A 23,530-nucleotide genomic window follows, 5' to 3' on the forward strand; every position below is an offset into this window, starting at 1 on the left:
TTAGTATAACAAAGAAAAATGACATCTTAGTGACTGTAAATACGGATTTCGAAGCAGGCTCCTCCATCTGGAAGATTGCGGGCGGTTATATTTCCGTTCTGTAATTCAAAGATAGATTTTGCTAATGCAAGCCCAATACCGATCCCATTGGAAGATGCATTTTTTCCGCGATAAAATCGTTCAAAAAGATGAGGGATATCATCGGGATAAAAACCCTCGCCTTCATCCCATATTAAAATTTCTGAATATATAGGATTAGTGGAATAATCACAATGTATGGTTCCGTTTTGAGTGGAATGTTCCATACAGTTTTTCAGCAGGTTCAGAAACGCTTCTATAGTCCATTCCATATCACCGGTGATCTCAACACAGCCTTTGTCTGGAATTAATATAGATACACCTTCTTTTTGCAGAAGATTGCTTAAATTATCCGCTGCAAGAGTAAGCGCGGTATAAATATCAACTTTTGAATATTCAAATGGTAAAGTGCCTGCATCTATTTTGGATAAAGTAAGCAGTGCCTCTTCTAATACACTTAATCGTTCCAGTTGTTTTTTTATTTGTTTTGTCCGTAGATCAGGCATTTCATTTTGAATAAGCTGCAGGGAAAGAGAAGCTGCTGTAACAGGTGTTTTTAGCTGATGAGCAATATTGGCAAGATTATCTGCAAAATTGTTTTTGGATTTTAATGCTGCCTCTCTTGTATAAATAAGCTGTGTTACTGTTTTATATATTTCATCCTGTAAACCGGAAAATTCATCCTCTTTGGTTTGAATGACTATTTTTTCTTTCCCGATATTTATCAGTTCCAGATAATCAGTCAGCTCGGATATCCGCAGTTTTTTTCGCCGGTTCATCCACCATAAAGAAGCCAGGAAGCAGCCGGAAATCATTACAAATATAATGGAGGAAAGGATAAAAAAATCTGTGACTGTTCCATTATAAAACTGAGTACTTCTATATCCATATCGGGCTAAAAAGAGCGTTTTATCGGAGTGTTCCGGGGCGGACGTCAGGTATTCTTTCACAGCTGAAAGAATCTGTTGTTCTGTCTCAGGATTATTTTCTATAATAAGTTCACAAAATTTTGAGAGATGTTCAAATGCAGACTTCTGGTACAGATTCAATCCAAATATTGATATAAGTAGGATTCCTGTAAGACAGAATATAATTGGAAGACCGAAAGCCAGAAATTGTTTTTTTCTTTCTGTCATATGGTGTCCTCCATACGATAACCAAAGCTGCGGACAGTTTTCAGACAGCCAGGATTATTCAACTTTTCCCGAAGACGTTTCATTGTAACTGTCAGTGTGTTGTCGTTTACATAAATCCCATTACTGTCCCATATAAATTCCAGTAATTGTCCTCTGGTTAAGGTTTTTCCTTTATTTTCCATTAAAAGTAAAAGTAACTGATACTCTGGCTGGCTTAATATAATTTCTATATGATTGCAGAAAACAGTCATTTTTTCTTTGTCTAACAAAAGATCATCACAGGACAGACGTGAATTGTTCGTTTGTCCGGTTCGCCGAAGCAAAGCGAGAATACGAGAATACAGTACATTTAATTCAAATGGTTTTATCACGTAATCATCTGCTCCATAACCTAAACCGGCTACAATATCATGGGAATCGCCGCGAACTGTCAGAAAAATAACCGGGAGATGCTCCCAGTGACTCCGGATCCATCTGCAAAGCTCACTTCCCTGCCCGTCAGGCATATTCCAATCCAGCAGAACAATATCAGGGAGAGATTGCAGCAGTGCTGATTTTGCAAGAGCTACTGTAGAAAAAGTAATTATTTTGCAGTTATGCTGTTCAAGATATTCTTTTACAGAGCATGCAATATTTTCATCGTCTTCGATATAGTAAATATCTGTCATTTTCAGTACCTCCAGTCAGATGAGTTTGCCGGAAAACAGAATGCCTGTTTTTCAGCAGACAGTTTGATTCTTTGTTCAAAAGAAAAATGCCCGAATAAGCCTGTAAAGTAAGGTTGTTCGGACATTTAAAAGATATAAAAACATTTCAGGAGTTTATCAGCACATTTCTGCAATCGTATACAGAAGCTTCTCTGTATCTTCCCATCCAAGACAGGGGTCTGTAATGGATTTTCCGTAAATATGATTTCCTCCGATTTTCTGATTTCCGGATTCAATATAGCTTTCGATCATCAGGCCTTTTACCAGAGTTTTTAACTCAGGATCTACAAGGCGGCTGTGAAGAACCTCTTTGGCAATACGAACCTGCTGCTCATACTGCTTATTGGAGTTGGAGTGATTGGTATCAATGATCACTGCAGGGTTCTGCAGGTTCTTTTCCTGATATTTTTCCCAGAGAAGCCGAAGATCTTCGTAGTGGTAATTGGGGATTGCCTCTCCGTGTTTGTTTACCGCGCCTCTTAAAATGGTGTGTGCAAGAGGATTTCCTGTGGTTTCTACTTCCCAGCTTCTGTAAATAAAACGATGGGAGCCCTGAGCGGCAGTAACAGAATTAAGCATTACACTGAAATCACCGCTGGTAGGATTTTTCATACCTGCAGGAACATCCATACCGCTTACTGTCAGGCGGTGCTGCTGGTCCTCAACAGAGCGCGCTCCTACTGCAACGTAGGAAAGAAGATCGGAAAGATAACGATAATTTTCCGGATAAAGCATTTCGTCCGCGCAGGTAAAGCCACTTTCCTGAATAGCGCGGATATGCATTTTCCGGATAGCCACCAGTCCGGCAAGCATATTGGGCTTCTTTTCCGGATCCGGCTGATGGACCATTCCCTTATATCCTTCTCCAGTGGTACGCGGCTTGTTTGTGTAAACTCTCGGGATGATCAGAACCTTGTCTGAAATCTTATCCTGGACTTTACGCAGGCGCAGCAGATAGTCGCACACAGCATCCTCATTATCTGCAGAGCAGGGACCGATAATGGCAAGAAATTTGTCAGATTTTCCGGTAAATACGTCGCGTATTTCCTGATCCCTTTTTTCTTTTAATGTCTGAATGGCAGAGTCTACCGGATATTCATTCCGGATGTCCTCGGGTGTTGGTAATTTTTTAATAAATGAAAAGCTCATAATAATTGTTCCTCCTCGACAGTATTATATACGATTCTTCATCTGTTGTCGATAGAGAAGCTGACAGAAGAGCTGCAACATGATGGGTGCGGAAGGTTACCGTTCAGAAGTTGCTGTGAACGGAGTGGACAGTAAATGTTTACAGAGTACTATTTGTGAACAGAGTGAATATCAACAGGTACGGTTATTCGCAGCGGTACAGAGCGGTAATATGAAGGCAGCTTAAAAGGATTTCGCTTATGAGGATTCCGTACAGATAGCCTCGGATTCCCATTGCAGGAACAGCAAAAAGCACAAAGGAAATTCTTATCAGGATCCCGGCGGCATTGTGGACCAGGCTTCGTACATTTTTTCCCAGACCGTGAAGAATACTGACCAGGGCAGTATTCATATACAGAAAAGGACAGATAAAGGCCATGGTGCGGATGTAGACCCCGGCAGTGGAGCTGTGAAAGAGAACATTGCCAAGAAAAGGACCAAAAAGAAAAAAGCCTGCCGCACAAAGAGTTCCAAGAAGCAGGCAGCCGGTACATGCCTTTCCTGTAATATGGCGGATTCTTTTGCGGAAGCCAAGAGCCTGCATTTCTGCCACAGATGGCATGAGCATAACAGAGGCGGAATTTGTGACAGTGGATGGAAAAAGAATCAGAGGGAGAGCCATTCCTGTAAACACTCCGTAAATGCCGAGAGAATCCGAAGGGGACAGGCCATAAAGCTGAAGCCTCTGGGGAATCAGGACTACCTCAATGCTTCCAAGCAGTGTCAGAAGCACCCGGTTCAGGGTAAGCGGAAAAGAGGTATGACAAATTTCCCTGAGCCTTGCTGCAAAACTGTGCGCCTGAAAAAAGGAATACTGTTCTCTGGAAAACTCTGCCGCAATCAGCAGAAGCCCGGCAGATGCGGCAAAAAGCTCTGAAACAAGGGCGCCGCCTGCGGCAATGGATGCGGTAACAGGCCTGTTCTGGGAAATCAGGATCCGGCAGATCAGAAAGGAAGAGCTTACCCGGACAAGCTGCTCCAGAAGCTGCAGTCCGGAAGGAATGCCTGTTTTTTTTCTGGCAAAATAATAGCTGTTGATACATGAATGAATGGCGCTTAAAGGAAAACTGAAGGAAAGAATCTGCAGCAGAGGTTCTGTCAGGGGCTGCTTCAGGATCTGTCCGGCAAAAAAATCGGAATTTGTATACAGAATCCATGAGGCTCCCACAGAAAGCGAGAAAGCGGTAAGAAGTCCTGTACAGAAGATATTTTTTGCTTCTCTGTGATGCTTTAAGGCAGTCTGAGATGCGATCAGACGGTTCAGAGCAGTCTGTATGCCGGAGGTGGTAAGGGCAAGTACAAGGTTCTGCAGAGGAACCATAAGCTGATACAGTCCCAGTCCCTGGGCACCAATAGAATGTGACAGGAATATTCTATAAAAGAAGCCAATGACCCTGCTGGCAAGTCCTGTACAGGTCAGGATAAAAGTTCCCTTAATGAAATTCTGTTTTGACATAATTATATCCTGATAACTTTTTGTAAATATATGCAAAAAATAACCTTGACAGAACGAAGAGTATCTGTTACTGTAATTACAGTAAATCCGACAAAAATACTGGGAATTAAAAGAGGTGAGCAGATGAAGCTGTCAACAAGGGCAATATATGGGCTTCGAGCTATGATTGACCTGGGAGTATACAGTGAACAGGAAGCTGTTTCCATTCAGAGTATTGCCGGAAGACAGAATATTTCAGTCAGCTATCTGGAACAGTTAATGGCAAAGCTGAAACGTGCCGGGCTGGTGGAAAGCACCAGAGGCGCATGCGGAGGCTACCGCCTGGGAAGACCGGCAGAGGAGATTTCTGTTGGGGATATTCTGAGGGTTCTGGAAGGCGGTCTGGAAGCGGCACAGTGTCCGGGTACGTCCCCTGAGGAAAACTGTGAGACAAAGGATATCTGTGTGGCAAAGCTTGTCTGGAAGCGGATCAATGACAGTATTACCCAGGCAGTAGATACTCTGATGCTTGGTCAGTTAATAGAAGAAAGCAGAAAAAAACAGGAAGAGAAAATGTAACATTGTTTATTATTGCAGGAGGACAGAGATTATGAATAAATTGATTTATCTTGACAATGCAGCTACCACAAAGACAGCTCCTGAGGTTGTTGAGGCAATGCTGCCGTACTTTACAGAATATTATGGAAATCCATCCAGTGTATATGATTTCGCAGTCCACAGCAAGGAGGCGGTAACAAAAGCCAGAGAGCAGATTGCAGGAGTCCTGAAGGCAAAACCGGAGGAAATCTACTTTACTGCCGGCGGTTCCGAATCTGACAACTGGGCGTTAAAGGCTGCTTTTGAAGCATACAAAGCAAAAGGTAATCACATAATTACAACAAAGATCGAGCATCATGCTATTCTTCATACATGTGAATATCTGGAAAAAAGAGGAGCAAAGATTACCTACCTTGATGTAGATGAAAACGGAATCGTCTGTCTGGAGGAACTGGAAAAAGCCATTACCCCGGAAACAATCCTGATTTCCATTATGTTTGCAAATAATGAGATCGGTTCCGTTCAGCCTGTCAAAGAAATCGGAATGATTGCAAGAGAGCATGGAATTCTTTTCCATACAGATGCGGTTCAGGCTTTTGGACAGCTTGCTATTGACGTGGATGAATGCAATATTGATATGCTCAGCTCCAGCGCCCATAAGATCAACGGACCGAAAGGAATCGGATTCCTGTACATCCGCAAGGGTGTAAAGATCCGTTCCTTTGTACACGGCGGAGCACAGGAGCGCAAACGCCGCGCAGGTACAGAAAACGTTCCGGGAATCGTAGGATACGGCGCTGCCGCAGAGCGGGCGGTCAATACCATGGAGGAGCGTACAGCTAAGGAAATCCAGCTGAGAGATTATCTGATCAGCAGACTGACATCAGAGATTCCTTACGTGAAGCTGAACGGAGATCCGGTAAAGAGACTTCCGAACAATGTCAATGTAAGCTTTCAGTTTATTGAGGGTGAATCCCTGCTTCTGATGCTTGACAGCTATGGCATCTGTGGTTCCAGCGGTTCAGCCTGTACATCAGGATCCCTTGACCCGTCTCACGTACTTCTGGCTATCGGACTTCCTCATGAGATCGCTCATGGTTCCCTTCGTCTGACACTCAGCGAAGAGACAACAAAGGAAGATCTGGATTACACAGTTGAGAAGTTGAAAGAAATTGTTCAGAATCTGAGAAATATGTCACCTCTTTATGAGGATTTTGTAAAGAAGCAGAAATAAAAGACCTGTATTCAGGGTATCTGAACTCTGGAAGCTGACAGGAATGAAGATAAAATACGATATTATCACATAGCAGGAGGAAATAAATTATGTACAGCGAAAAAGTTATGGATCATTTTCAGAATCCGAGAAATGTGGGAGAGATTGAGGATGCCAGCGGCGTTGGAACAGTCGGAAATGCAAAATGCGGAGATATTATGAGAATCTTTCTTGATATTGATGACGAGACTCATATTATTAAGGACTGCAAGTTCAAGACCTTTGGCTGCGGCGCTGCAGTGGCAACCAGCAGTATGGCAACCGAGCTTGTGATCGGAAAGACCATTGAAGAGGCAATGAAGGTGACAAACAAGGCGGTTATGGAGGCACTTGACGGACTTCCGCCGGTAAAGGTTCACTGTTCACTTCTTGCAGAGGAAGCCATTCATGCGGCTCTCTGGGATTATGCTCAGAAGAATCACATTGTGATCGAAGGGCTTTCCAAGCCAAAATCCGACATTCATGAAGGTGAAGAGGAAGCAGAGGAAGAGTATTAAGAAAAAAGGCTGTGACAGACAGAATCCGGAATGTTCCATAAGGGACAGAACCGGAGGCTGCTGTTGCAGCCTTACTCTGCTTATATTATAAAATGATATTGCGAGGTGGAAGTTTGACTGGACTTACAGAGGAACAGGTAAAAGAGAGGATTGAAGCAGGACAGACAAATGCTGACGAAAATCCCAATACCAGAACCTACAAGCAGATCGTAAAAGAGAATACCCTGACGTTTTTTAACTTTCTGAACCTTGTACTGCTTGTTCTGGTTCTTATGGTAGGCTCGTTTAAAAACGCGTTTTTTGTATGTATCATCATTATCAATACGCTGATCGGAATCGCTCAGGAAATCCGGGCAAAAAAAACAATCGACAAGCTGGCGATTCTCACAGCCAAAAAGTCCATTGTTCTGAGAGAAGGAAAGAAATGGACAGTTCCTACAGAAGAGCTTGTTCTGGATGATATTGTGTGTCTGAAAACAGGAGATCAGGTGCCTGCAGACGCCAGGATACTGGAAGGAAACCTGGAGGTAAACGAATCTCTTTTAACAGGAGAAGCGGACAATCTTCCAAAGAATCCGGGAGACGAGCTGTTTTCGGGAAGCTTTGTAACCTCCGGTGAGGCTTCCTGCCAGATCATTCATGTGGGAAAAGATAATTATGCTTCTCAGATCACCAGTGAGGCAAAAGAATTTAAACGTCATAATTCAGAGCTGAGAAACTCTCTGAACATTATTCTTAAGGTGATCAGTATTATCATTGTGCCTATTGGAGCGATGCTGTTTTATAAACAGTATTATATGGTAGGCGACAGCTTCAGGGATTCCATTGTAAGTATGGTCGCAGGCGTGCTGGGAATGATCCCGGAGGGGCTTGTACTTCTGACAAGTGTTGCCCTGACGCTGGGAGCTCTTGTACTTGCAAACAAAAAAACTCTGGTACAGGAGCTGTACTGCATTGAAACTCTGGCAAGAGTAGATACGCTCTGTCTGGATAAAACCGGAACCATTACAGAAGGCAGTATGTGCGTGGAGCGAGTAGAGCCGTTCATCCGAAGTAAGGAATGTGAGGCGTCCGGGGAAAATCAGATGGAAGAAGGCACTGCTGCGGAAGCGGTGGCACAGCAGGATGTGTCTGTGACGGAAAAACCGGAACAGGAAGAAGTATCCGAACCAGAGAAAACAGAACAGCCGGGATCTGCAGCAAAAGCAGAAAATACAGAAAAAATAGCAGAAACAAAAAATACTGCCGGGACAGAAAATGGGAAACAGGCGGAACTGTTTTCAGAAGAACCAAAAGCCGTTGATATGAAGGAAATCGAAGAGATCATGTGCAGCCTTATGCATGTGCTGCGCGATGAGAACGCTACGGCAAATGCTCTCAGGAAACGTTTTCCTGCAAGACCTGTTATGGTCTGCGAGCATGTGATACCGTTTTCTTCTGACCGGAAATACAGCGGAGCAGTGTTTGCAGAAAAGGGAACCTATCTTATGGGAGCTGTGCAGTTCCTTTTTCCGGAAAACAATCAGGACATGATCAGTCAGGCTCAGAAATACGCAGAAGAAGGTCTGAGGGTACTTGTTCTGGCTCACAGTCCGGAAAAGTCCGAGGGAACAGAGCTTCCGAAAGGTCTGGAACCAGTGGCATTTCTGCTTCTGACAGATGTGATCCGTGAGGAAGCGCCTGATACACTGAAATTCTTTGACAGTCAGGAGGTTGATCTGAAAGTAATTTCAGGAGATGATCCTGTAACCGTAGCGGCCATTGCCAGACGCGCCGGGCTGAAAAATGCAGATCAGTATGTGGATGCAACTACTCTTCTCACAGAACAGGACGTACAGCGTGCAGTTTCAGAGTACAGTGTATTTGGCCGTGTCACACCTCAGCAGAAAAAACAGATGGTTCAGGCACTTAAAAGCCAGGGCCATACAGTTGCCATGACCGGTGACGGTGTGAATGACGTTCTTGCGCTGAAAGAGGCTGACTGCAGTATTGCCATGGCTCAGGGAAGCGATGCGGCAAAGAATATTGCAAATGTGGTGCTGTTGGATTCCAATTTTGCATCCATGCCTCACATTGTAAATCAGGGCCGACGGGTAGTAAACAATATCCGTACCGCAGCGTCTATGTTCCTGATCAAAACCTTGTTTTCCGTTATGCTGTCTATTTTAACTATCTGTTTTGGAAACGCATATCCCTTTGAACCAATACAGATGTCTCTTATCAGCGCCTGTGCAGTAGGTATTCCTACATTCCTTCTTGCTCAGGAAAATAATTACGATAAGATCGATCATACTTTCCTGCGGCATGTATTTCTGAATGCGTTCCCGGCAGCAATCACCATAAGCTCCTGTGTGTTTACTATTATGCTGGTATGTCAGAATGTATATCATTCCAATGCCATGCTGAATACAGCCTGCGTTCTGGTAACCGGCTGGAACTATATGGCGGCGCTGAAAACCGTGTATGCGCCTCTGAACCGTTACAGGAAGGTGATTATTTATGGAATGCAGTTTATTTTCTTTGCTGCTGCAGTTATTTTCCAGAATCTGCTTTCCCTTGGATCTCTGGACTTTGGTATGATTATTCTGGTATTTATCCTCATGACCTTTGCGCCGGTTCTTATTGACGTGATTACCGGATGGATACGGAATATTTACGCCAGGTCACTGGATAAAGAAAATCCCGGACCTGTTGCTGCTTTTCTGACAAAGCTTCAAAACGGGAAAAATTAATAAAACGAACAGGATCCTCTTCAGAATTGTGGGGGATCCTTTTTTGTGTTTGTTCATTTTCTGTTACTGTTTACGACTTTAACAGTAACCTGGTCAAAATGCATTCCAAATCACCTTTGATGATGGTATTTTGCCCTGTATGTCTCGGGATTTTGGCATATACATGCCAAAACACCTTGCAGGATAGTAACCTGTGAACAGTATCCATTTTTTATTAATAATTAAAAAAGATAATATAATCATTGCATATGTTAATAATACATGATAAAATACAAAAAGAAAGGTTGAGGCTTATGGAATTTAAACAGTTAGAATCATACATTGCCATTGTAAAATATAAAAATCTTACAACAGCTGCAGAGGCCCTGGGGATTTCTCAGCCTACCATCAGTATTCATCTGAAGAATCTGGAAGAGGAGCTGCATACCAGGCTGATCATCCGCACTGCCAAAAACTTTGAGGTGACTCAGAGAGGACAGGAATTTTTTATATGCGCCCAGAATATCCTGAAGCTTCGGGACGATCTGGTAAACAGCTGGAACGGCAGGGAGGCGGAGATTATCCGCATGGGAGTTTCCACCATTCCTTCCGCCTATATTTTGCCTGAGGTACTGCCTGTTTTTGGAAAAGAACATGAAAATGTATATTTTTCCATTGACCAGATGGACAGTCAGAAGGTGATTGATGAGGTACATAAAGGAACTTACGATCTTGGACTGGTGGGAATGAAAACAGAGGACGAGCTTCTGGCATTTGAGCAGTTTTACCAGGACAGGCTGGTTGTGATCACTCCTGTAAAAGAGAAATTTCTCAGGATGAAGGAGCAAAAAGAGATGCCTGTGGAATGTCTGTTCCAGGAGCCGGTGATACTTCGTGAGGAGGGCAGCGGAAGTGGGAAAAGCGCAGGAAGATTTCTGGAAAAAATGGGGATAAAGGAAGAAAAGCTTCATGTTGCTGCCAGAATCAATGATCAGGAATCCATTAAAAATCTGGTGGCAGGAGGACTGGGAATTTCCATTGTATCCGAAAAGGCTGTAAAGGACTATGTGGAATCCAGACGGCTTCTTCAGTTCAGCCTGCCGGAGGAATTCTCCGGAAGGGAGTTTTATATTGTGTACCAGAAAAATTATATTTTAAAAGAATGTGCAGGGGAATTTATAAAGTTTCTGAAGGCATATCAGAAGTGAGCGGAGCGCTGCTGCCATAGGGTGTAAGGAAACAGGCTGTATGAACAGTAATCTGAACAAGAGGATGCGCAGCGCTGCTGCCATAGTGTGTAAGAAAACAGGCTGTATGAACAGTAATCTGAACAAGAGGATGCGCAGCGCTGCTGCCATAGGGTGTAAGGAAACAGGCTGTATGAACAGTAATCTGAACAAGAGGATGCGTAGTGCTGCTGTCATAAGATGTAAGGAAACAGAACAGTACCGGCACCAGAGAGTGCAGACAGAAAAAATACCCGGCAGAAAAAAGGAAGGAGATACGAAATGATTCAGTTACCGGAAAATTTTGAAACCTATGCGGAGGCCAGAAAAGCAGGATTTCTTCGTATGAAACAGTTAAAGGAGTCAGGAAGAAAAGTGGTTGGTATTTTTTGCTCCTTTGTACCTACAGAGCTGATCGAGGCTGCAGGGGGAACAGCAGCGCCTCTGTGCGCAACAAGTGAGGAACCCATATCGGCAGCAGAGGCAGATCTGCCTAAAAATCTCTGCCCTCTTATTAAGGCAAGCTATGGATTTGCTCTCACAGATACCTGTCCTTATTTTTATTTCTCGGATTTTATTGTGGGAGAAACCACCTGTGACGGAAAGAAAAAAATGTTTGAGCTGATGGACAATATCAAGGAAACTTATGTCATGCAGCTTCCGGCAAGAAGAGACGAGGCAGCTCTTGACGCGTGGGAAAAAGAGGTGGTTCGTTTCTGGAAAAAGCTGGAGGATTTTTACGGGATCACCATTACAGAGGAGGATGTAAAAAAAGCCATTCGCCTGAAAAACCGGGAACGTGAGGTGATGCTTCGTTTTCTGGAGCTTGGTAAATTAAACCCGGCGCCGATTTCCGGTTATGAAATGGGAACAAGACTGGACGGTCTTGGCTTTAATCCGGATATTGAGGAACGCTGCAGGATTATTGAGGCAAGAACAGAGGAGGTTATAAAAGACTGGGAAGAAAACTACAGAGGCAAATTATCAAAACGTCCGAGGATTCTGATTACCGGCTGTCCTAACAGTGGAATCCGTGAAAAAACAATTAAAGTGATCGAAGAGCTGGGAGCGGACGTAGTGGCGTTTGACTGCTGCAACGGTACCCGTGAAAAAGTGGAGAAGGTAGATGAAACGCTTCCGGCTGCAAGAGCTCTTGCAAAAAAATACCTGAATATTAACTGTTCTGTTATGAGTCCAAATGAAACCCGTATGGATTATATCAGCAATATGATCGACGAGTATCAGGTAGACGGTGTTCTGGAGCTGATCCTCTGTGCCTGCCATACCTACTCCATTGAGGCGTACAATGTAAAGAAAACAGCAATGGCAAAAAATGTTCCTTATCTGATGATTGAAACAGATTACTCCAAAGCAGACAGCGGACAGATCAATACCCGTCTGGAGGCATTTCTGGAAACAATCAGTCAGTTTAAATAAAACCAGAAGAAGAGAAAGGTGGATATAGTTATGAAAAAAACAGTAGACGCAATGGGAGATGCCTGTCCGATCCCTGTAGTAAAAACAAAAAAGGTTATAGAAGAGCTGAAAGCACAGGGAGGCACAGTAGAAACCTTTGTAGACAATGAGATTGCAGTTCAGAATCTCACAAAGCTGGGAAAGAGCAGCGGTTATTCTGTTCTTTCTGAAAAGCTGGAAGAAAAAAAATTCCGTGTTGAAATCCAGGTAACGGCAGGAGAAGCAGCGCAGATGCAGGAGCAGGAGCCTTCCTGCATTCCGGATATGAGACGCAGGAACACGGTAGTGGTAATTTCCTCCCAGTGTATGGGAGAGGGCGATCCGGAGCTTGGAACAGCACTGATGAAAAGCTATATTTACGCACTTTCTCAGCAGGATCAGCTTCCCTCTACCATACTGTTTTATAACAGCGGGGTGAAGCTGGCCTGCCAGGATGCGCCCACACTGGAGGATCTGAAGAGTCTGGAGGCTCAGGGAGTGGAAATCCTTGCCTGCGGAACCTGCCTGAATTTTTACGGACTGTCAGAAAAGCTTCAGGCAGGAAGTGTGACAAATATGTATGTGATCGCAGAAAAAATGAGCCAGGCATCCCTGATCATCAAGCCATGATAAGAGAAAGAAAGCCCTGTGTGGTACTGACTTTTTCCACTACAACAGCAGCCATGTCCATGGAAAAAAGGTGCGGTGAGCATAAGATACCCGGACGGCTGATCCCGGTTCCAAGAGAGATCACAGCAGGCTGCGGCCTTGCCTGGAAAATGCCGGAAGAGGATTATGAAAAATATAAGGACGAGGTGGAAAGTCTGAACATTACAGTGGAGCAGAAGGTTTGGCTGAAATTATAAAAATAAGGAAATAGGCGATCATGGAATATATTGGAATAGACATTGGTTCTACCTGTGCCAAGGTTGCTGTTCTGGATGAAGATGAGAACATCCTTCATCAGTCTGTGCAGCCTACCGGATGGAGCAGCGTGGATACTGCAGAGATCATTAAAAATATGCTTCTGGAAAAGGGGATTTGTCCTGAAACCGGAAAAGTTGTGGCTACCGGCTATGGAAGGGTATCTGTGCCCTATGCGGACAAAACCGTAACTGAGATTACCTGCCATGCCAGAGGTGCAGTATGGCTTCATAAGAAAAAAGACATGACAGTCATTGACATCGGAGGACAGGATACCAAGATCATTATTCTGGAAAACGGTATGGTGAAGGATTTTGCCATGAATGATAAATGCTCTGCCGGAACAGGGCGTTTTCTGGAGGTCATGGCAAATACCATGGCTGTGAGACCAGATGCTCTCTGTGAGCTGGCACGAAAGGGAAAGAAGGTAAAAATCAGCTCCATGTGCACGGTTTTTGCAGAATCTGAGGTAATCAGCCTGATCGGACAGGGTGAAAAAAAGGAAAATATTGCTTTTGCAGTGGTAAATTCAATTGCAGATAAGGTAGCGGCTCAGTGCAGCAAGATGAATGTGGGAACCGGAGAAGTATTTCTTACCGGAGGCTTATGTGAATGTGGCTATCTTCAGGAAATTCTGGAACAGAAGCTTGGCTCTCCCGTGCTTACGGGACCAGAATGCCGATACGCAGGAGCCATCGGGGCTGCGCTTTGCAGCAGAAATATATAAAACAGAGGAGAAGCGTTATGATTTATTTTGATAATGCAGCCACCACCATGCATAAACCGGAAACAGTGATTCATGCAGTGGCGCAGGCTTTAAATTCTCTGGGAAATGCAGGAAGGGGCGCCCATGAGGCGTCCCTTGATGCTTCCCGGAATATTTATGGAGTCAGAGAACGGATTGCAGATTTTTTTCACGGAGAGGACCCGTCGCGGATTGCCTTTACATCAAATTCTACAGAGAGCCTGAATACTGCAGTGAAAGGAATCCTGAAGCCGGGAGACCATGTGGTTACTACGGTTCTGGAGCATAATTCTGTGCTTCGTCCTCTTTACGAAATGGAAGAAAAAAGAGTGGAAGTGACAATCCTTCCCTGTGATGAGTATGGAATGGTTTATCCGGAGGATTTTACCCGTGCGATTCGTCCAAATACAAAGGCATTTATCTGTACACATGGATCAAATTTAACAGGAAATGTGCTGGATGTTCAAAGCATTGGTGCAGCAGCCAGGGAGAGGGGGATTCTTTCTGTGGTGGATGCCTCACAGACTGCCGGAGTATTTGATATTGATGTTCAGAAGATGAATATTGATATTCTCTGCTTTACCGGACACAAAGGACTTCTGGGCCCTCAGGGAACAGGCGGCATGTATGTGAGAGCAGGGGTGAATGTCCGTCCGCTGAAATCCGGCGGAAGCGGAATAAAGACCTTTGAGAAAAAACACCCTTCACAAATGCCAACTGCTCTGGAAGCAGGAACCCTGAACGGACATGGTCTGGCAGGTCTTGGGGCTGCTGTGGATTATCTGAACCGGCAGGGGCTTTCCTTTATCCGTGCAAAAGAGCAGGCGCTGATGAAAAAGTTTTATCTGGGAGTGCGGGATATTCCGGGAGTGAAGGTTTATGGGGATTTCCGTACCATGGACCGTTGCGCCATAGTAACTTTGAATATCAGAGATTACGATTCCGGCGAAGTGGGCGACGCCCTGTATATGGATTATGGCATTGCCACAAGAACAGGGGCTCACTGTGCGCCGCTGATGCACCAGGCGCTGGGAACCACAGAGCAGGGAGCGGTACGCTTCAGCTTCAGCCATTTTAATACAGAAGAAGAGATACAGAGAGGGATAGAAGCAGTCAGGGAACTGGCGGAGTAGGATTTCCGCCAGTTCCCTGCTAATATAACCTGATTATTTTTTTCTGCAAAGCCAGAAACAGCCGAAGGCAGGAATCTGAACGCCTTTGGCTTCCATTTCACGTCCGGAGATCAGGTCTGTGTATATGCCGTCTTCTTCGTTGATCCATGCAACTTTATCGTATTCACTGAAGTTATAAATTCCAATGAATTTCTCTTCTTCATTTTCACGTACAAGAGCCAGGATAGAAGAATCCCAGGTATCAATCGTATGAAGAGAAGCATCGCTGTTAAAGACAGAATGAACTTTTCTGAGTTTTTCCAGATGGTCAAGTGCAGGAAACAGTTTCCCCTGTACTGTCTCTGGTCTGCGGCGGTTTTCGGCAAGATCCCATCGGAAGTCGCCTCTGTGGAGATAGCGGGAATCAGCGGCCTTTTCAGGATTCTCATGGTAGGAATAATCGTTCAGCTGGCCGATTTCGTCACCGCTGTAAATAACCGGGATGCCTGACTGAGAAAGCATAAAGGCATGGAGCGTGATATCATAACGGATTCCTCTGTTTACCCCTTCTTCGTTTCCTTCAAAGCCAAAGCGTTCAATACCACACAGGGAAGCAGTTGTTCCACACAGACGGGCATCTCCCAGCCGGGGATCATCATTGTACAGTTCTCCTCGTGCAAAAGAATCCGGATAGCTTCCTGTCAGGAAGGCATTCAGGTATTTTTTGTGAGGAATTTCCTGGATACCGAAGTTACTCAGGAAATCGTAATCCAGGCCCCAGCCGATGTCGTCATGACAGCGGAGGTAATTCTGAAATACATAATCCCGCGGCAGATCAGCAACAAGATCAAGCTGACGGCGCAAAAGAGAGACATCCCGTGTTGCAACTGTATGCCAGGTAGTTGCCATGGTTGTTACATTATAAAGAAGATGACATTCCGGTTTTTCAACAGTTCCAAAATAAGGTACTACTTTTTCAGGAGACATAACAACCTCTCCAAGAAGAAGCACACCCGGGCACACGATCTCGCAGATCATACGCATAATACGGACAATAGTATGTACCTGAGGAAGATTTCGGCAGTTTGTTCCCAGCTGTTTCCAGATATAGGGAACTGCGTCAAGCCGTATAATATCAACTCCCTGATTGGCAAGATAAAGCATGTTAAAGATCATTTCGTTAAGAACTACAGGATTTCTGTAATTCAGATCCCATTGATATGGATAAAAGGTAGTCATGACATGTTTCTGGATATCGTCCAGCCAGGTAAAGTTTCCAGGAGCTGTAGCAGGGAACACCTGAGGACAGGTTTTTTCATATAAGGCAGGAATATCATAGGAATCAAAGAAGAAATAACGATCCTGGTACTCTTTTTCTCCGGCGCGGGCACGCTTTGCCCATTCATGTTCTTCGGAGGTATGATTCATAACAAAGTCAAGACATACACTGATTCCACGCTTATGGCATTGGGAAGTCAGGTGAGAAAATTCTTCCATGGTTCCAAGCTCTTTCCGGACAGTACGGAAATCAGAAACAGCATATCCGCCGTCACTGCGGCCTTCAGGAGATGCAAGAAGCGGCATCAGATGAAGATAGTTGACATTACATTCCTGTACATAATCAAGCTTGCTTTCCAGACCTTTCAGTGTTTTTGCAAAGGAGCTTACATACATCATCATGCCTGTAAGATCATTGCGTTTATACCAAAGAGAATCTTTTTCACGGGAAAGATCAGAAGCCTTTAATTCAGTATTTCTTGTATCATAAAATGTTTTCAGGCCATCAAGAAGCTGAGAAAGATGTTCCATAACAAGAGGATCATCCTGATAAAGCTCGCAGTACAGCCATTTCAGCTCATCCATGTGATGATTCAGACGGGTCTGATATATAGCTTCATCCTTTTCCACCGCAGATATTTTCACAGGCTCGGTTTTGGAGGTTTCAACCTTAATGGGCTCGGTCCTTTTTGTCTCGACTTTCACAGGCTCGATTTTAGAGGTTTCAACCTTAATGGGCTCGGTCTTTTTTGTCCCGACTTTTGCAGGCTCGGTTTTAGAGGTTTCAACCTTAACAGGTTCAGTCTTTTTTGTCCCGACTTTTACAGGCTCGGTTTTGGAGGTTTCGACCTTAACAGGTTCTGTCTTTTCGGTTTCGATTTTTAAGGTGCTGGTCTGCGGAGCGTTGGAAGTGGATTTTATGCGCTCTGCCTCAGCCCTTGCAGCAGTTTTCTTTTTCTGGAGTCTTTTCTTTGCCATATTCATTCTCCTTTGCTTATCATTCAGAATCAGCATTGTGTTCCGTAAATAAAAGAATAGAATTTCGCTGATTTTCCGGTACTTCCGGTACAATTAATGGTTATAAAATGTAATTTCCCACCCGTTTTGAGATATTGTCTGACAGGTTTTATAGTAATCTTACAGGGGGAGCAGAAAAATGTCAAGTATGCACAGTGGAGGTATAATGGCAGCAAAAATTCGTATTATAGCAGAAAGACTTCCTTATTTTACAATCATCTGTCAGAATTTCCGGATTTAAAATATACTGCCGGAAAATCTGACAGGTTGATTTTTTCAGGAGAGTCTGATAAATTCCGGTTTTCTGTTTTTGAATACAGTATAATACCGGAAGCCGCAGTCACTGAGAACCTTTGCCGCTTTATCAAAGGCAAAAGATATTTTTTCCGGAGAGTGGGCGTCTGCTCCCACAGTAATGATCTCGCCGCCAAGCTCGCGGTAACGGCGGATCACAGCAGTGCAGGGATTGGGCTCTCCAAGTCCATAATGATAACCGCCTGTATTCAGTTCGATTCCGATATTTTTACGGACCAGTGTGCGAAGTATTTCGTCCAGAATATCCTGATATCGTTCATAACTGTAGTAAAGATTCTTGTTTGGCCCGTAGCGCACAATATAGTCGATATGTCCGTATACATCCATTTCTGAGAATACATCCAGATTTTCCAGGATTGACTCAAAATATTCCATGTAGCCCTGGGATTCCTCACGGCCTTTAAAATATTCACCGTAATAGGGATCGGAGCCGTGAATTACATGGGAGGAGCCGATTACAAAATCAAAGGGATACAGCTTCAGATGATTTTTTAAATTTTCTTTCAGATGAGGCTGAAGCCCGTATTCAATACCGAAATTTATCATGATGCTGTCTTTATATTTTTCTCGCAGAAAAGACAGTCTGCGTGCATATGCGTCAAGATCCAGATGAAAAATCTGCTGATCCGGAGTAGGCGGGTAGTCCGGGTCCAGATGTTCGGTAAAACAGACTCCTTCAAGCCCCCGTGATATAGCGCCTTTGATCATATTTTCCATGTCTGTGTCAGAATCTGCAGAAAAAGAAGAGTGCATATGACAGTCCCATAAAATGCTGTTTTTCATAGAAACCCTCCGTTATGTATGTTATAAGCCGATTATAGCACAGAGATTTACTTTTTTTGTAATGTTTTTTCCAAAATAGTCTTGAATTTTTGTATGAGATTCGATACAATATGTTCAGGTTGACGTTTCTTTAACAATAGAGGGAGCGCCATAATCAACCATTTAATTCATAGGAGGAATTTATCATGGCAGTAAAAGTTGCAATTAATGGATTTGGCCGTATCGGTCGTCTGGCTTTCCGTCAGATGTTTGGAGCAGAAGGATTTGAAATCGTTGCTATCAACGACCTTACTTCTCCGAAAATGCTGGCTCACTTATTAAAATATGACTCTACACAGGGCAGATATGAACTGTGTGACAAAGTAGAGGCTGGAGAAGACTCTATCACAGTTGACGGAAAAGAAATCAAAATCTACGCAAAAGCTAACGCTGCAGAGCTTCCTTGGGGAGAGATCGGTGTAGACGTTGTTCTTGAGTGTACAGGATTCTACACATCCAAGGACAAAGCTCAGGCTCATATCGATGCAGGCGCTAAACACGTTATCATTTCCGCTCCGGCAGGAAACGACCTTAAGACAATCGTTTACAATGTAAACCACGAAGGTCTTACAAGCGAAGACAAGATCATCTCCGCTGCATCCTGTACAACAAACTGCCTTGCTCCGATGGCAAAAGCTCTTAACGATCTTGCAGCTATCAAGACAGGTATCATGTGCACAATCCACGCTTACACAGGCGATCAGATGACACTTGACGGACCGCAGAGAAAAGGCGATCTGAGAAGATCCCGTGCAGCAGCAGTTAATATCGTTCCAAACAGCACAGGTGCTGCAAAAGCAATCGGCCTTGTTATTCCGGAACTGAACGGCAAACTTATCGGTGCTGCTCAGCGTGTTCCGACCCCAACAGGTTCTACTACAATCCTTACAGCAGTTGTTGAAGGAAATGTAACAAAAGAGCAGATCAACGCAGCTATGAAAGCAGCTTCCAACGAGTCCTTCGGATACAACGAAGACGAGATCGTATCCAGCGATATCGTAGGAATGAAATATGGTTCTCTGTTCGATGCTACTCAGACTATGGTTCTTCCGCTTGATAACGGAACAACTCAGGTACAGGTAGTTTCCTGGTATGACAACGAGAACTCCTACACAAGCCAGATGGTTCGTACAATCAAACACTTTGGCAAACTTCTCGGAGCATAATGTTTCATACGAAAGAATGAAATAGACTCAGTAAGGGGTCCGGTCTGATTAGGGCCGGATTCCTTTTTTATTAAAATTCGGAGGTTATACGATCATGGGATTAAATAAAAAATCTGTTGATGATATCAATGTAAAAGGCCAGAAAGTTCTGGTAAGATGCGACTTTAACGTTCCGCTTAAAGAGGGCAAAATCACAGACGAGAACCGTCTGGTTGCTGCTCTTCCTACAATCAAGAAACTGGTTGCTGACGGCGGAAAGATCATTCTCTGCTCTCACCTTGGAAAACCGAAGGGAGAACCGAAACCGGAGCTTTCTCTTGCACCTGTAGCAGTTCGTCTTTCTGAGCTTCTTGGACAGGAAGTAAAATTTGTTGCAAGCCCTGTTGTTGTGGATGACACAGTAAAGGCAGCTGTAGACGCTATGAACGACGGAGAGATCGTTCTTCTTGAAAACACACGTTATCGTGCAGAGGAAACAAAGAACGGCGAAGCTTTCAGCAAAGATCTTGCTTCCCTTGCAGACGTATTTGTAAACGACGCATTCGGAACAGCTCACAGAGCACATTGCTCCAACGTTGGTGTTACAGAATTTATCGACACCTGTGTAGTAGGATACCTGATGCAGAAAGAAATCGACTTCCTTGGAAAAGCAGTAGAAACTCCGGTAAGACCGTTTGTTGCTATCCTTGGTGGCGCAAAGGTTGCTGATAAGCTGAACGTAATCTCCAACCTTCTTGAAAAATGTGATACTCTGATCATCGGCGGCGGTATGGCTTATACCTTCCTTAAAGCAAAAGGTCTTGAAGTAGGCGCTTCTCTTGTAGATGATACAAAACTTGACTACTGCAAGGAAATGATCGCAAAAGCAGAAACACTTGGAAAGAAACTTCTTCTTCCTGTAGATACTGCTATCGCAAAATCTTTCCCGAACCCGATTGATGCTGAGATCCCGGCTGAGTATGTTGACTGTGACGCAATTCCGGCAGACGTACTTGGACTTGATATCGGACCGAAGACAGCAGAGATTTATGCAGAGGCTGCTAAAACAGCTAAGACTGTTGTATGGAACGGTCCGATGGGCGTATTCGAGAACCCGGTTCTTGCAAAAGGTACAATCGCAGTAGCAAAAGCTCTTGCAGAAACAGACGCAACAACAATCATCGGTGGTGGTGACTCTGCAGCAGCAGTAAACCAGCTTGGCTTTGGTGACAAAATGAGCCATATTTCCACAGGCGGCGGCGCTTCTCTGGAATTCCTGGAAGGTAAGGAACTGCCAGGTGTAGCAGCAGCTAACGATAAATAGAACACTTAATGAGGACGAGCGAGAGCGAAGTTCCGAATTTAGTGTGAATTTAGTTCGAAGGAACTTAATGAGGGCAAGCGGAAGCGCAGACCGAATTTAGTGAATCGAACTTCCTTGACCAGCAAAAGCGAGCTTAGTTGAGGGAATACACGAGAAATAGCAATCGTATTGCAGTGAATCACACTTCCCTGTAGAAGAGGGGAAACAATGATTACCACTGATTTGCGATGGCAGATCAGATATAAGATAATTTTAACAAGATAGGAGATTATATCATGGCAAGAAAGAAAATTATTGCTGGTAACTGGAAAATGAACATGACTCCCAGCGAGGCTGTTAAATTAGTAGAAACTCTGAAACCGCTTGTAAATAATGAAGAAGTTGACGTAGTATTCTGCGTTCCGGCTATTGACATTATCCCGGTTGTAGAGGCATGCAAAGGAACGAACATTCAGATCGGCGCTGAGAACATGTACTTTGAGGAGAAAGGTGCTTACACAGGTGAGATTTCTCCGGCTATGCTCACAGATGCAGGTGTAAAATATGTTGTTCTCGGACATTCTGAGAGAAGAGAATATTTTGCAGAGACAAACGAGACTGTAAACAAAAAAATGCTGAAAGCTTTTGAGCATGGAATTACTCCGATCATGTGCTGCGGCGAGACTCTTGATCAGAGAGAGCAGGGCGTGACAATGGATTTCATCCGTCAGCAGGTTAAGGTTGGTTTCCAGAACGTAACAGCAGATCAGGCAAAAACTGCAGTGATCGCTTACGAGCCGATCTGGGCTATCGGAACTGGAAAAACAGCTACAACTGAGCAGGCTCAGGAAGTTTGCGCAGGAATCCGCGCATGCATCGCTGAAATCTATGATGAAGCAACAGCAGAAGCAATCCGTATCCAGTACGGTGGATCTGTAAATGCTGCAACTGCTCCGGAACTGTTCGTACAGAACGATATCGACGGAGGTCTTGTTGGCGGCGCTTCTCTGAAAGAAGAGTTCGGAAAGATCGTAAACTACAAATAAGTATCAACTGTATATTTAAACAATAAAAACACCGCAGAATATCCGGTTCTGGAAACACAATTTCGGGACCGGAATGTTCTGCGGTGTTTTTGCGTAAATGTAATTATAGATGGATTTTAAGGGAAATTCAGCATAAACTTTAACACGTTACTTGACAAATGTCCTCTGGCAGTCTACTATTAAAAAAACATCCATATGTCAGAGAAAGAGAGGAGTTTTTTTATGGAGAAAAAGGTGATTCATGCAGCCCTTCTTGGGTTTGGAACAGTGGGAACAGGAGTTTATAAGGTACTGAAAAACCAGGAAGAGGAGATGGAAGCCAAGCTTGGAAGCGTTGTCCGGATTAAAAAGATCATGGTTCGGAATCTGGAAAAGGCCGCGGTAAAGGTGGAAGATCCCTCTGTACTTACAAACAACTGGGAAGAAATCGTCAATGATCCGGATATTGATATTATTATTGAGCTGATGGGCGGTATGGAACCAGCCAGAACTTATATTCTTGCAGCTCTTGAAGCCGGTAAGCATGTGGTTTCTGCGAACAAAGATCTGATCGCTGTTTATGGAAAAGAGCTTCTTGACATGGCAGAAACACATCATGTGGATTTTCTGTTTGAGGCGGCTGTGGCAGGCGGGATTCCCATTATCCGTCCTCTGAAGCAGTGTCTTGCCGGAAATCATATGAAAGAGGTTATGGGAATCGTAAACGGAACTACCAATTTTATACTTACAAAAATGACCCAGGATAAAATGGAGTTTAAGGAGGCTCTGGCTCTTGCCACGGAGCTTGGATATGCGGAAGCAGATCCTACAGCAGATATTGAAGGTCTTGATGCAGGACGAAAGGTTGCTATTCTGGCTTCGGTTGCATTTAATTCCAGAGTTGTTTTTGATGACGTATATATTGAAGGAATTACAAAAATTTCAGCAAAAGATATCTCTTATGCAAAAGAAATGGGCTGTGATATAAAGCTTCTGGGTGTTGCCAGAAACACAGAGGAAGGGATTGAGGCTTACGTATGTCCAATGCTGATTCCAAGCACACATCCTCTTGCTTCAGTGAATGATTCTTATAATGCAGTGTTTGTAAATGGAGACGCAGTGGAAAACGCCATGTTCTTTGGACGGGGCGCAGGTGAACTGCCCACAGCCAGCGCCGTAGTGGGAGATATTTTTGATATTGCCCGTAATATGAAGGCAAACTGCTGTGCAAGGATCGGCTGTACCTGTTATAAAACAATACCAGTGAAAAAAATGGCTGATACCCGGAACTGTTATTTCCTCAGACTTCAGGTTGAGGACCGCTGCGGTGTTCTGGCAGAAATGACTGCTGTTTTTGCAAAATATCATGTAAGCGTGGCTCAGATTATCCAGAAGCAGGCAAAGCCAAATGAAAGCGCAGAGATCGTAGTGATCACAGGAAAAGTACGGGAAGGTGATTTCCGCACAGCAATGGAAGAGCTTTCAGGAAGAAGCTTTGTACATAAAATATCCAGTATGCTCCGGGTATATGGAGAATAGCAGAACAACCGGCTGCTTACATGCTGCCATCTCAGATATTC

The 23,530-nt window shown here is 44.1% G+C and carries 21 protein-coding genes; 15 read left to right on the forward strand and 6 right to left on the reverse strand.

All coding sequences use genetic code 11. The features are described from left to right. Window positions 1-26: 26 nt before the first annotated feature. The 4 genes from NSA57_RS09990 to NSA57_RS10005 form a co-directional block, all read right to left on the reverse strand. Complete coding sequence (locus tag NSA57_RS09990) at window positions 27-1,214, reverse strand: sensor histidine kinase (RefSeq protein ID WP_257464758.1); 1,188 nt, start codon at window positions 1,212-1,214, stop codon at window positions 27-29. Continuing rightward, window positions 1,211-1,882 (reverse strand): response regulator transcription factor, encoded by a 672-nt coding sequence (locus NSA57_RS09995; protein ID WP_257464759.1) that lies wholly within the window; start codon window positions 1,880-1,882, stop codon window positions 1,211-1,213. Before NSA57_RS09995 ends, NSA57_RS09990 begins: the two co-directional genes overlap by 4 nt. A 156-nt stretch (window positions 1,883-2,038) precedes the next feature. Next, entirely contained in the window at window positions 2,039-3,070 is a 1,032-nt protein-coding gene (locus NSA57_RS10000; RefSeq protein WP_257464760.1) for a 3-deoxy-7-phosphoheptulonate synthase, read from the reverse strand. A gap of 184 nt (window positions 3,071-3,254) precedes the next feature. Further along, on the reverse strand, window positions 3,255-4,565 hold the full coding sequence (locus NSA57_RS10005; protein ID WP_257464761.1) for a polysaccharide biosynthesis protein: 1,311 nt from the start codon (window positions 4,563-4,565) through the stop codon (window positions 3,255-3,257). Between the two features lie 123 nt (window positions 4,566-4,688). Here NSA57_RS10005 and NSA57_RS10010 point away from each other — a divergent pair, with 123 nt between their 5' ends. The 11 genes from NSA57_RS10010 (at window position 4,689) to NSA57_RS10060 (ending at window position 15,066) form a co-directional block, all read left to right on the forward strand. Further along, on the forward strand, window positions 4,689-5,123 hold the full coding sequence (locus NSA57_RS10010; RefSeq protein WP_147599700.1) for an RrF2 family transcriptional regulator: 435 nt from the start codon (window positions 4,689-4,691) through the stop codon (window positions 5,121-5,123). Window positions 5,124-5,154: 31 nt separating this feature from the next. Continuing rightward, on the forward strand, window positions 5,155-6,336 hold the full coding sequence (nifS, locus tag NSA57_RS10015; RefSeq protein WP_257464762.1) for a cysteine desulfurase NifS: 1,182 nt from the start codon (window positions 5,155-5,157) through the stop codon (window positions 6,334-6,336). A gap of 89 nt (window positions 6,337-6,425) precedes the next feature. Beyond that, window positions 6,426-6,872, forward strand: coding sequence for a Fe-S cluster assembly scaffold protein NifU (gene nifU / locus NSA57_RS10020; protein WP_022068740.1), 447 nt, complete (start codon window positions 6,426-6,428; stop codon window positions 6,870-6,872). A gap of 113 nt (window positions 6,873-6,985) precedes the next feature. Then, a complete protein-coding gene (locus NSA57_RS10025) occupies window positions 6,986-9,604 on the forward strand; it encodes an HAD-IC family P-type ATPase (protein WP_147599698.1) in 2,619 nt (872 codons plus the stop codon). Between the two features lie 293 nt (window positions 9,605-9,897). Beyond that, window positions 9,898-10,791, forward strand: a complete 894-nt coding sequence (locus NSA57_RS10030) for a selenium metabolism-associated LysR family transcriptional regulator (RefSeq protein ID WP_173752397.1) — start codon at window positions 9,898-9,900, stop codon at window positions 10,789-10,791. 40 nt (window positions 10,792-10,831) lie between these two features. Next, window positions 10,832-11,095, forward strand: a complete 264-nt coding sequence (locus NSA57_RS10035) for a hypothetical protein (protein WP_257464763.1) — start codon at window positions 10,832-10,834, stop codon at window positions 11,093-11,095. After that, window positions 11,092-12,246, forward strand: coding sequence for a double-cubane-cluster-containing anaerobic reductase (locus NSA57_RS10040; protein WP_257464764.1), 1,155 nt, complete (start codon window positions 11,092-11,094; stop codon window positions 12,244-12,246). The genes NSA57_RS10035 and NSA57_RS10040 overlap by 4 nt, the downstream gene beginning before the upstream one ends. A 30-nt stretch (window positions 12,247-12,276) precedes the next feature. Beyond that, entirely contained in the window at window positions 12,277-12,894 is a 618-nt protein-coding gene (gene yedF / locus NSA57_RS10045) for a sulfurtransferase-like selenium metabolism protein YedF (RefSeq protein WP_173752395.1), read from the forward strand. Next, window positions 12,891-13,130, forward strand: a complete 240-nt coding sequence (locus tag NSA57_RS10050; protein WP_179979125.1) for a putative Se/S carrier protein — start codon at window positions 12,891-12,893, stop codon at window positions 13,128-13,130. The genes yedF and NSA57_RS10050 overlap by 4 nt, the downstream gene beginning before the upstream one ends. Before the next feature lie 20 nt (window positions 13,131-13,150). Then, window positions 13,151-13,915, forward strand: a complete 765-nt coding sequence (locus NSA57_RS10055; RefSeq protein WP_147599738.1) for an acyl-CoA dehydratase activase — start codon at window positions 13,151-13,153, stop codon at window positions 13,913-13,915. Between the two features lie 17 nt (window positions 13,916-13,932). Beyond that, entirely contained in the window at window positions 13,933-15,066 is a 1,134-nt protein-coding gene (locus tag NSA57_RS10060) for an aminotransferase class V-fold PLP-dependent enzyme (RefSeq protein WP_257464765.1), read from the forward strand. Window positions 15,067-15,099: 33 nt separating this feature from the next. Here the strand turns inward: NSA57_RS10060 and NSA57_RS10065 are convergent, their stop codons facing one another. After that, window positions 15,100-17,301 carry an alpha-amylase family glycosyl hydrolase gene (locus NSA57_RS10065; protein WP_257464766.1) on the reverse strand — a complete coding sequence of 734 codons (2,202 nt, stop codon included), beginning with the start codon at window positions 17,299-17,301 and terminating at the stop codon, window positions 15,100-15,102. 315 nt (window positions 17,302-17,616) lie between these two features. Beyond that, window positions 17,617-18,438 carry a histidinol-phosphatase HisJ family protein gene (locus NSA57_RS10070; RefSeq protein WP_173752392.1) on the reverse strand — a complete coding sequence of 274 codons (822 nt, stop codon included), beginning with the start codon at window positions 18,436-18,438 and terminating at the stop codon, window positions 17,617-17,619. 185 nt (window positions 18,439-18,623) lie between these two features. On the opposite strand from NSA57_RS10070, the gene gap reads away from it, so the two are divergent. From gap to NSA57_RS10090, 4 genes are all read left to right on the forward strand, one after another. Continuing rightward, window positions 18,624-19,643, forward strand: a complete 1,020-nt coding sequence (gap, locus tag NSA57_RS10075; protein ID WP_022068749.1) for a type I glyceraldehyde-3-phosphate dehydrogenase — start codon at window positions 18,624-18,626, stop codon at window positions 19,641-19,643. Between the two features lie 94 nt (window positions 19,644-19,737). After that, window positions 19,738-20,946, forward strand: coding sequence for a phosphoglycerate kinase (locus NSA57_RS10080; RefSeq protein WP_147599692.1), 1,209 nt, complete (start codon window positions 19,738-19,740; stop codon window positions 20,944-20,946). A gap of 275 nt (window positions 20,947-21,221) precedes the next feature. Next, window positions 21,222-21,971 (forward strand): triose-phosphate isomerase, encoded by a 750-nt coding sequence (tpiA, locus tag NSA57_RS10085; protein WP_022068751.1) that lies wholly within the window; start codon window positions 21,222-21,224, stop codon window positions 21,969-21,971. A 222-nt stretch (window positions 21,972-22,193) separates the two neighbouring features. Beyond that, on the forward strand, window positions 22,194-23,489 hold the full coding sequence (locus tag NSA57_RS10090; RefSeq protein WP_257464767.1) for a homoserine dehydrogenase: 1,296 nt from the start codon (window positions 22,194-22,196) through the stop codon (window positions 23,487-23,489). The last annotated feature ends 41 nt before the right edge of the window (window positions 23,490-23,530 follow it).

Source organism: Blautia caecimuris (genome assembly GCF_024622975.1).
Lineage (GTDB): Bacteria > Bacillota > Clostridia > Lachnospirales > Lachnospiraceae > Blautia_A > Blautia_A caecimuris.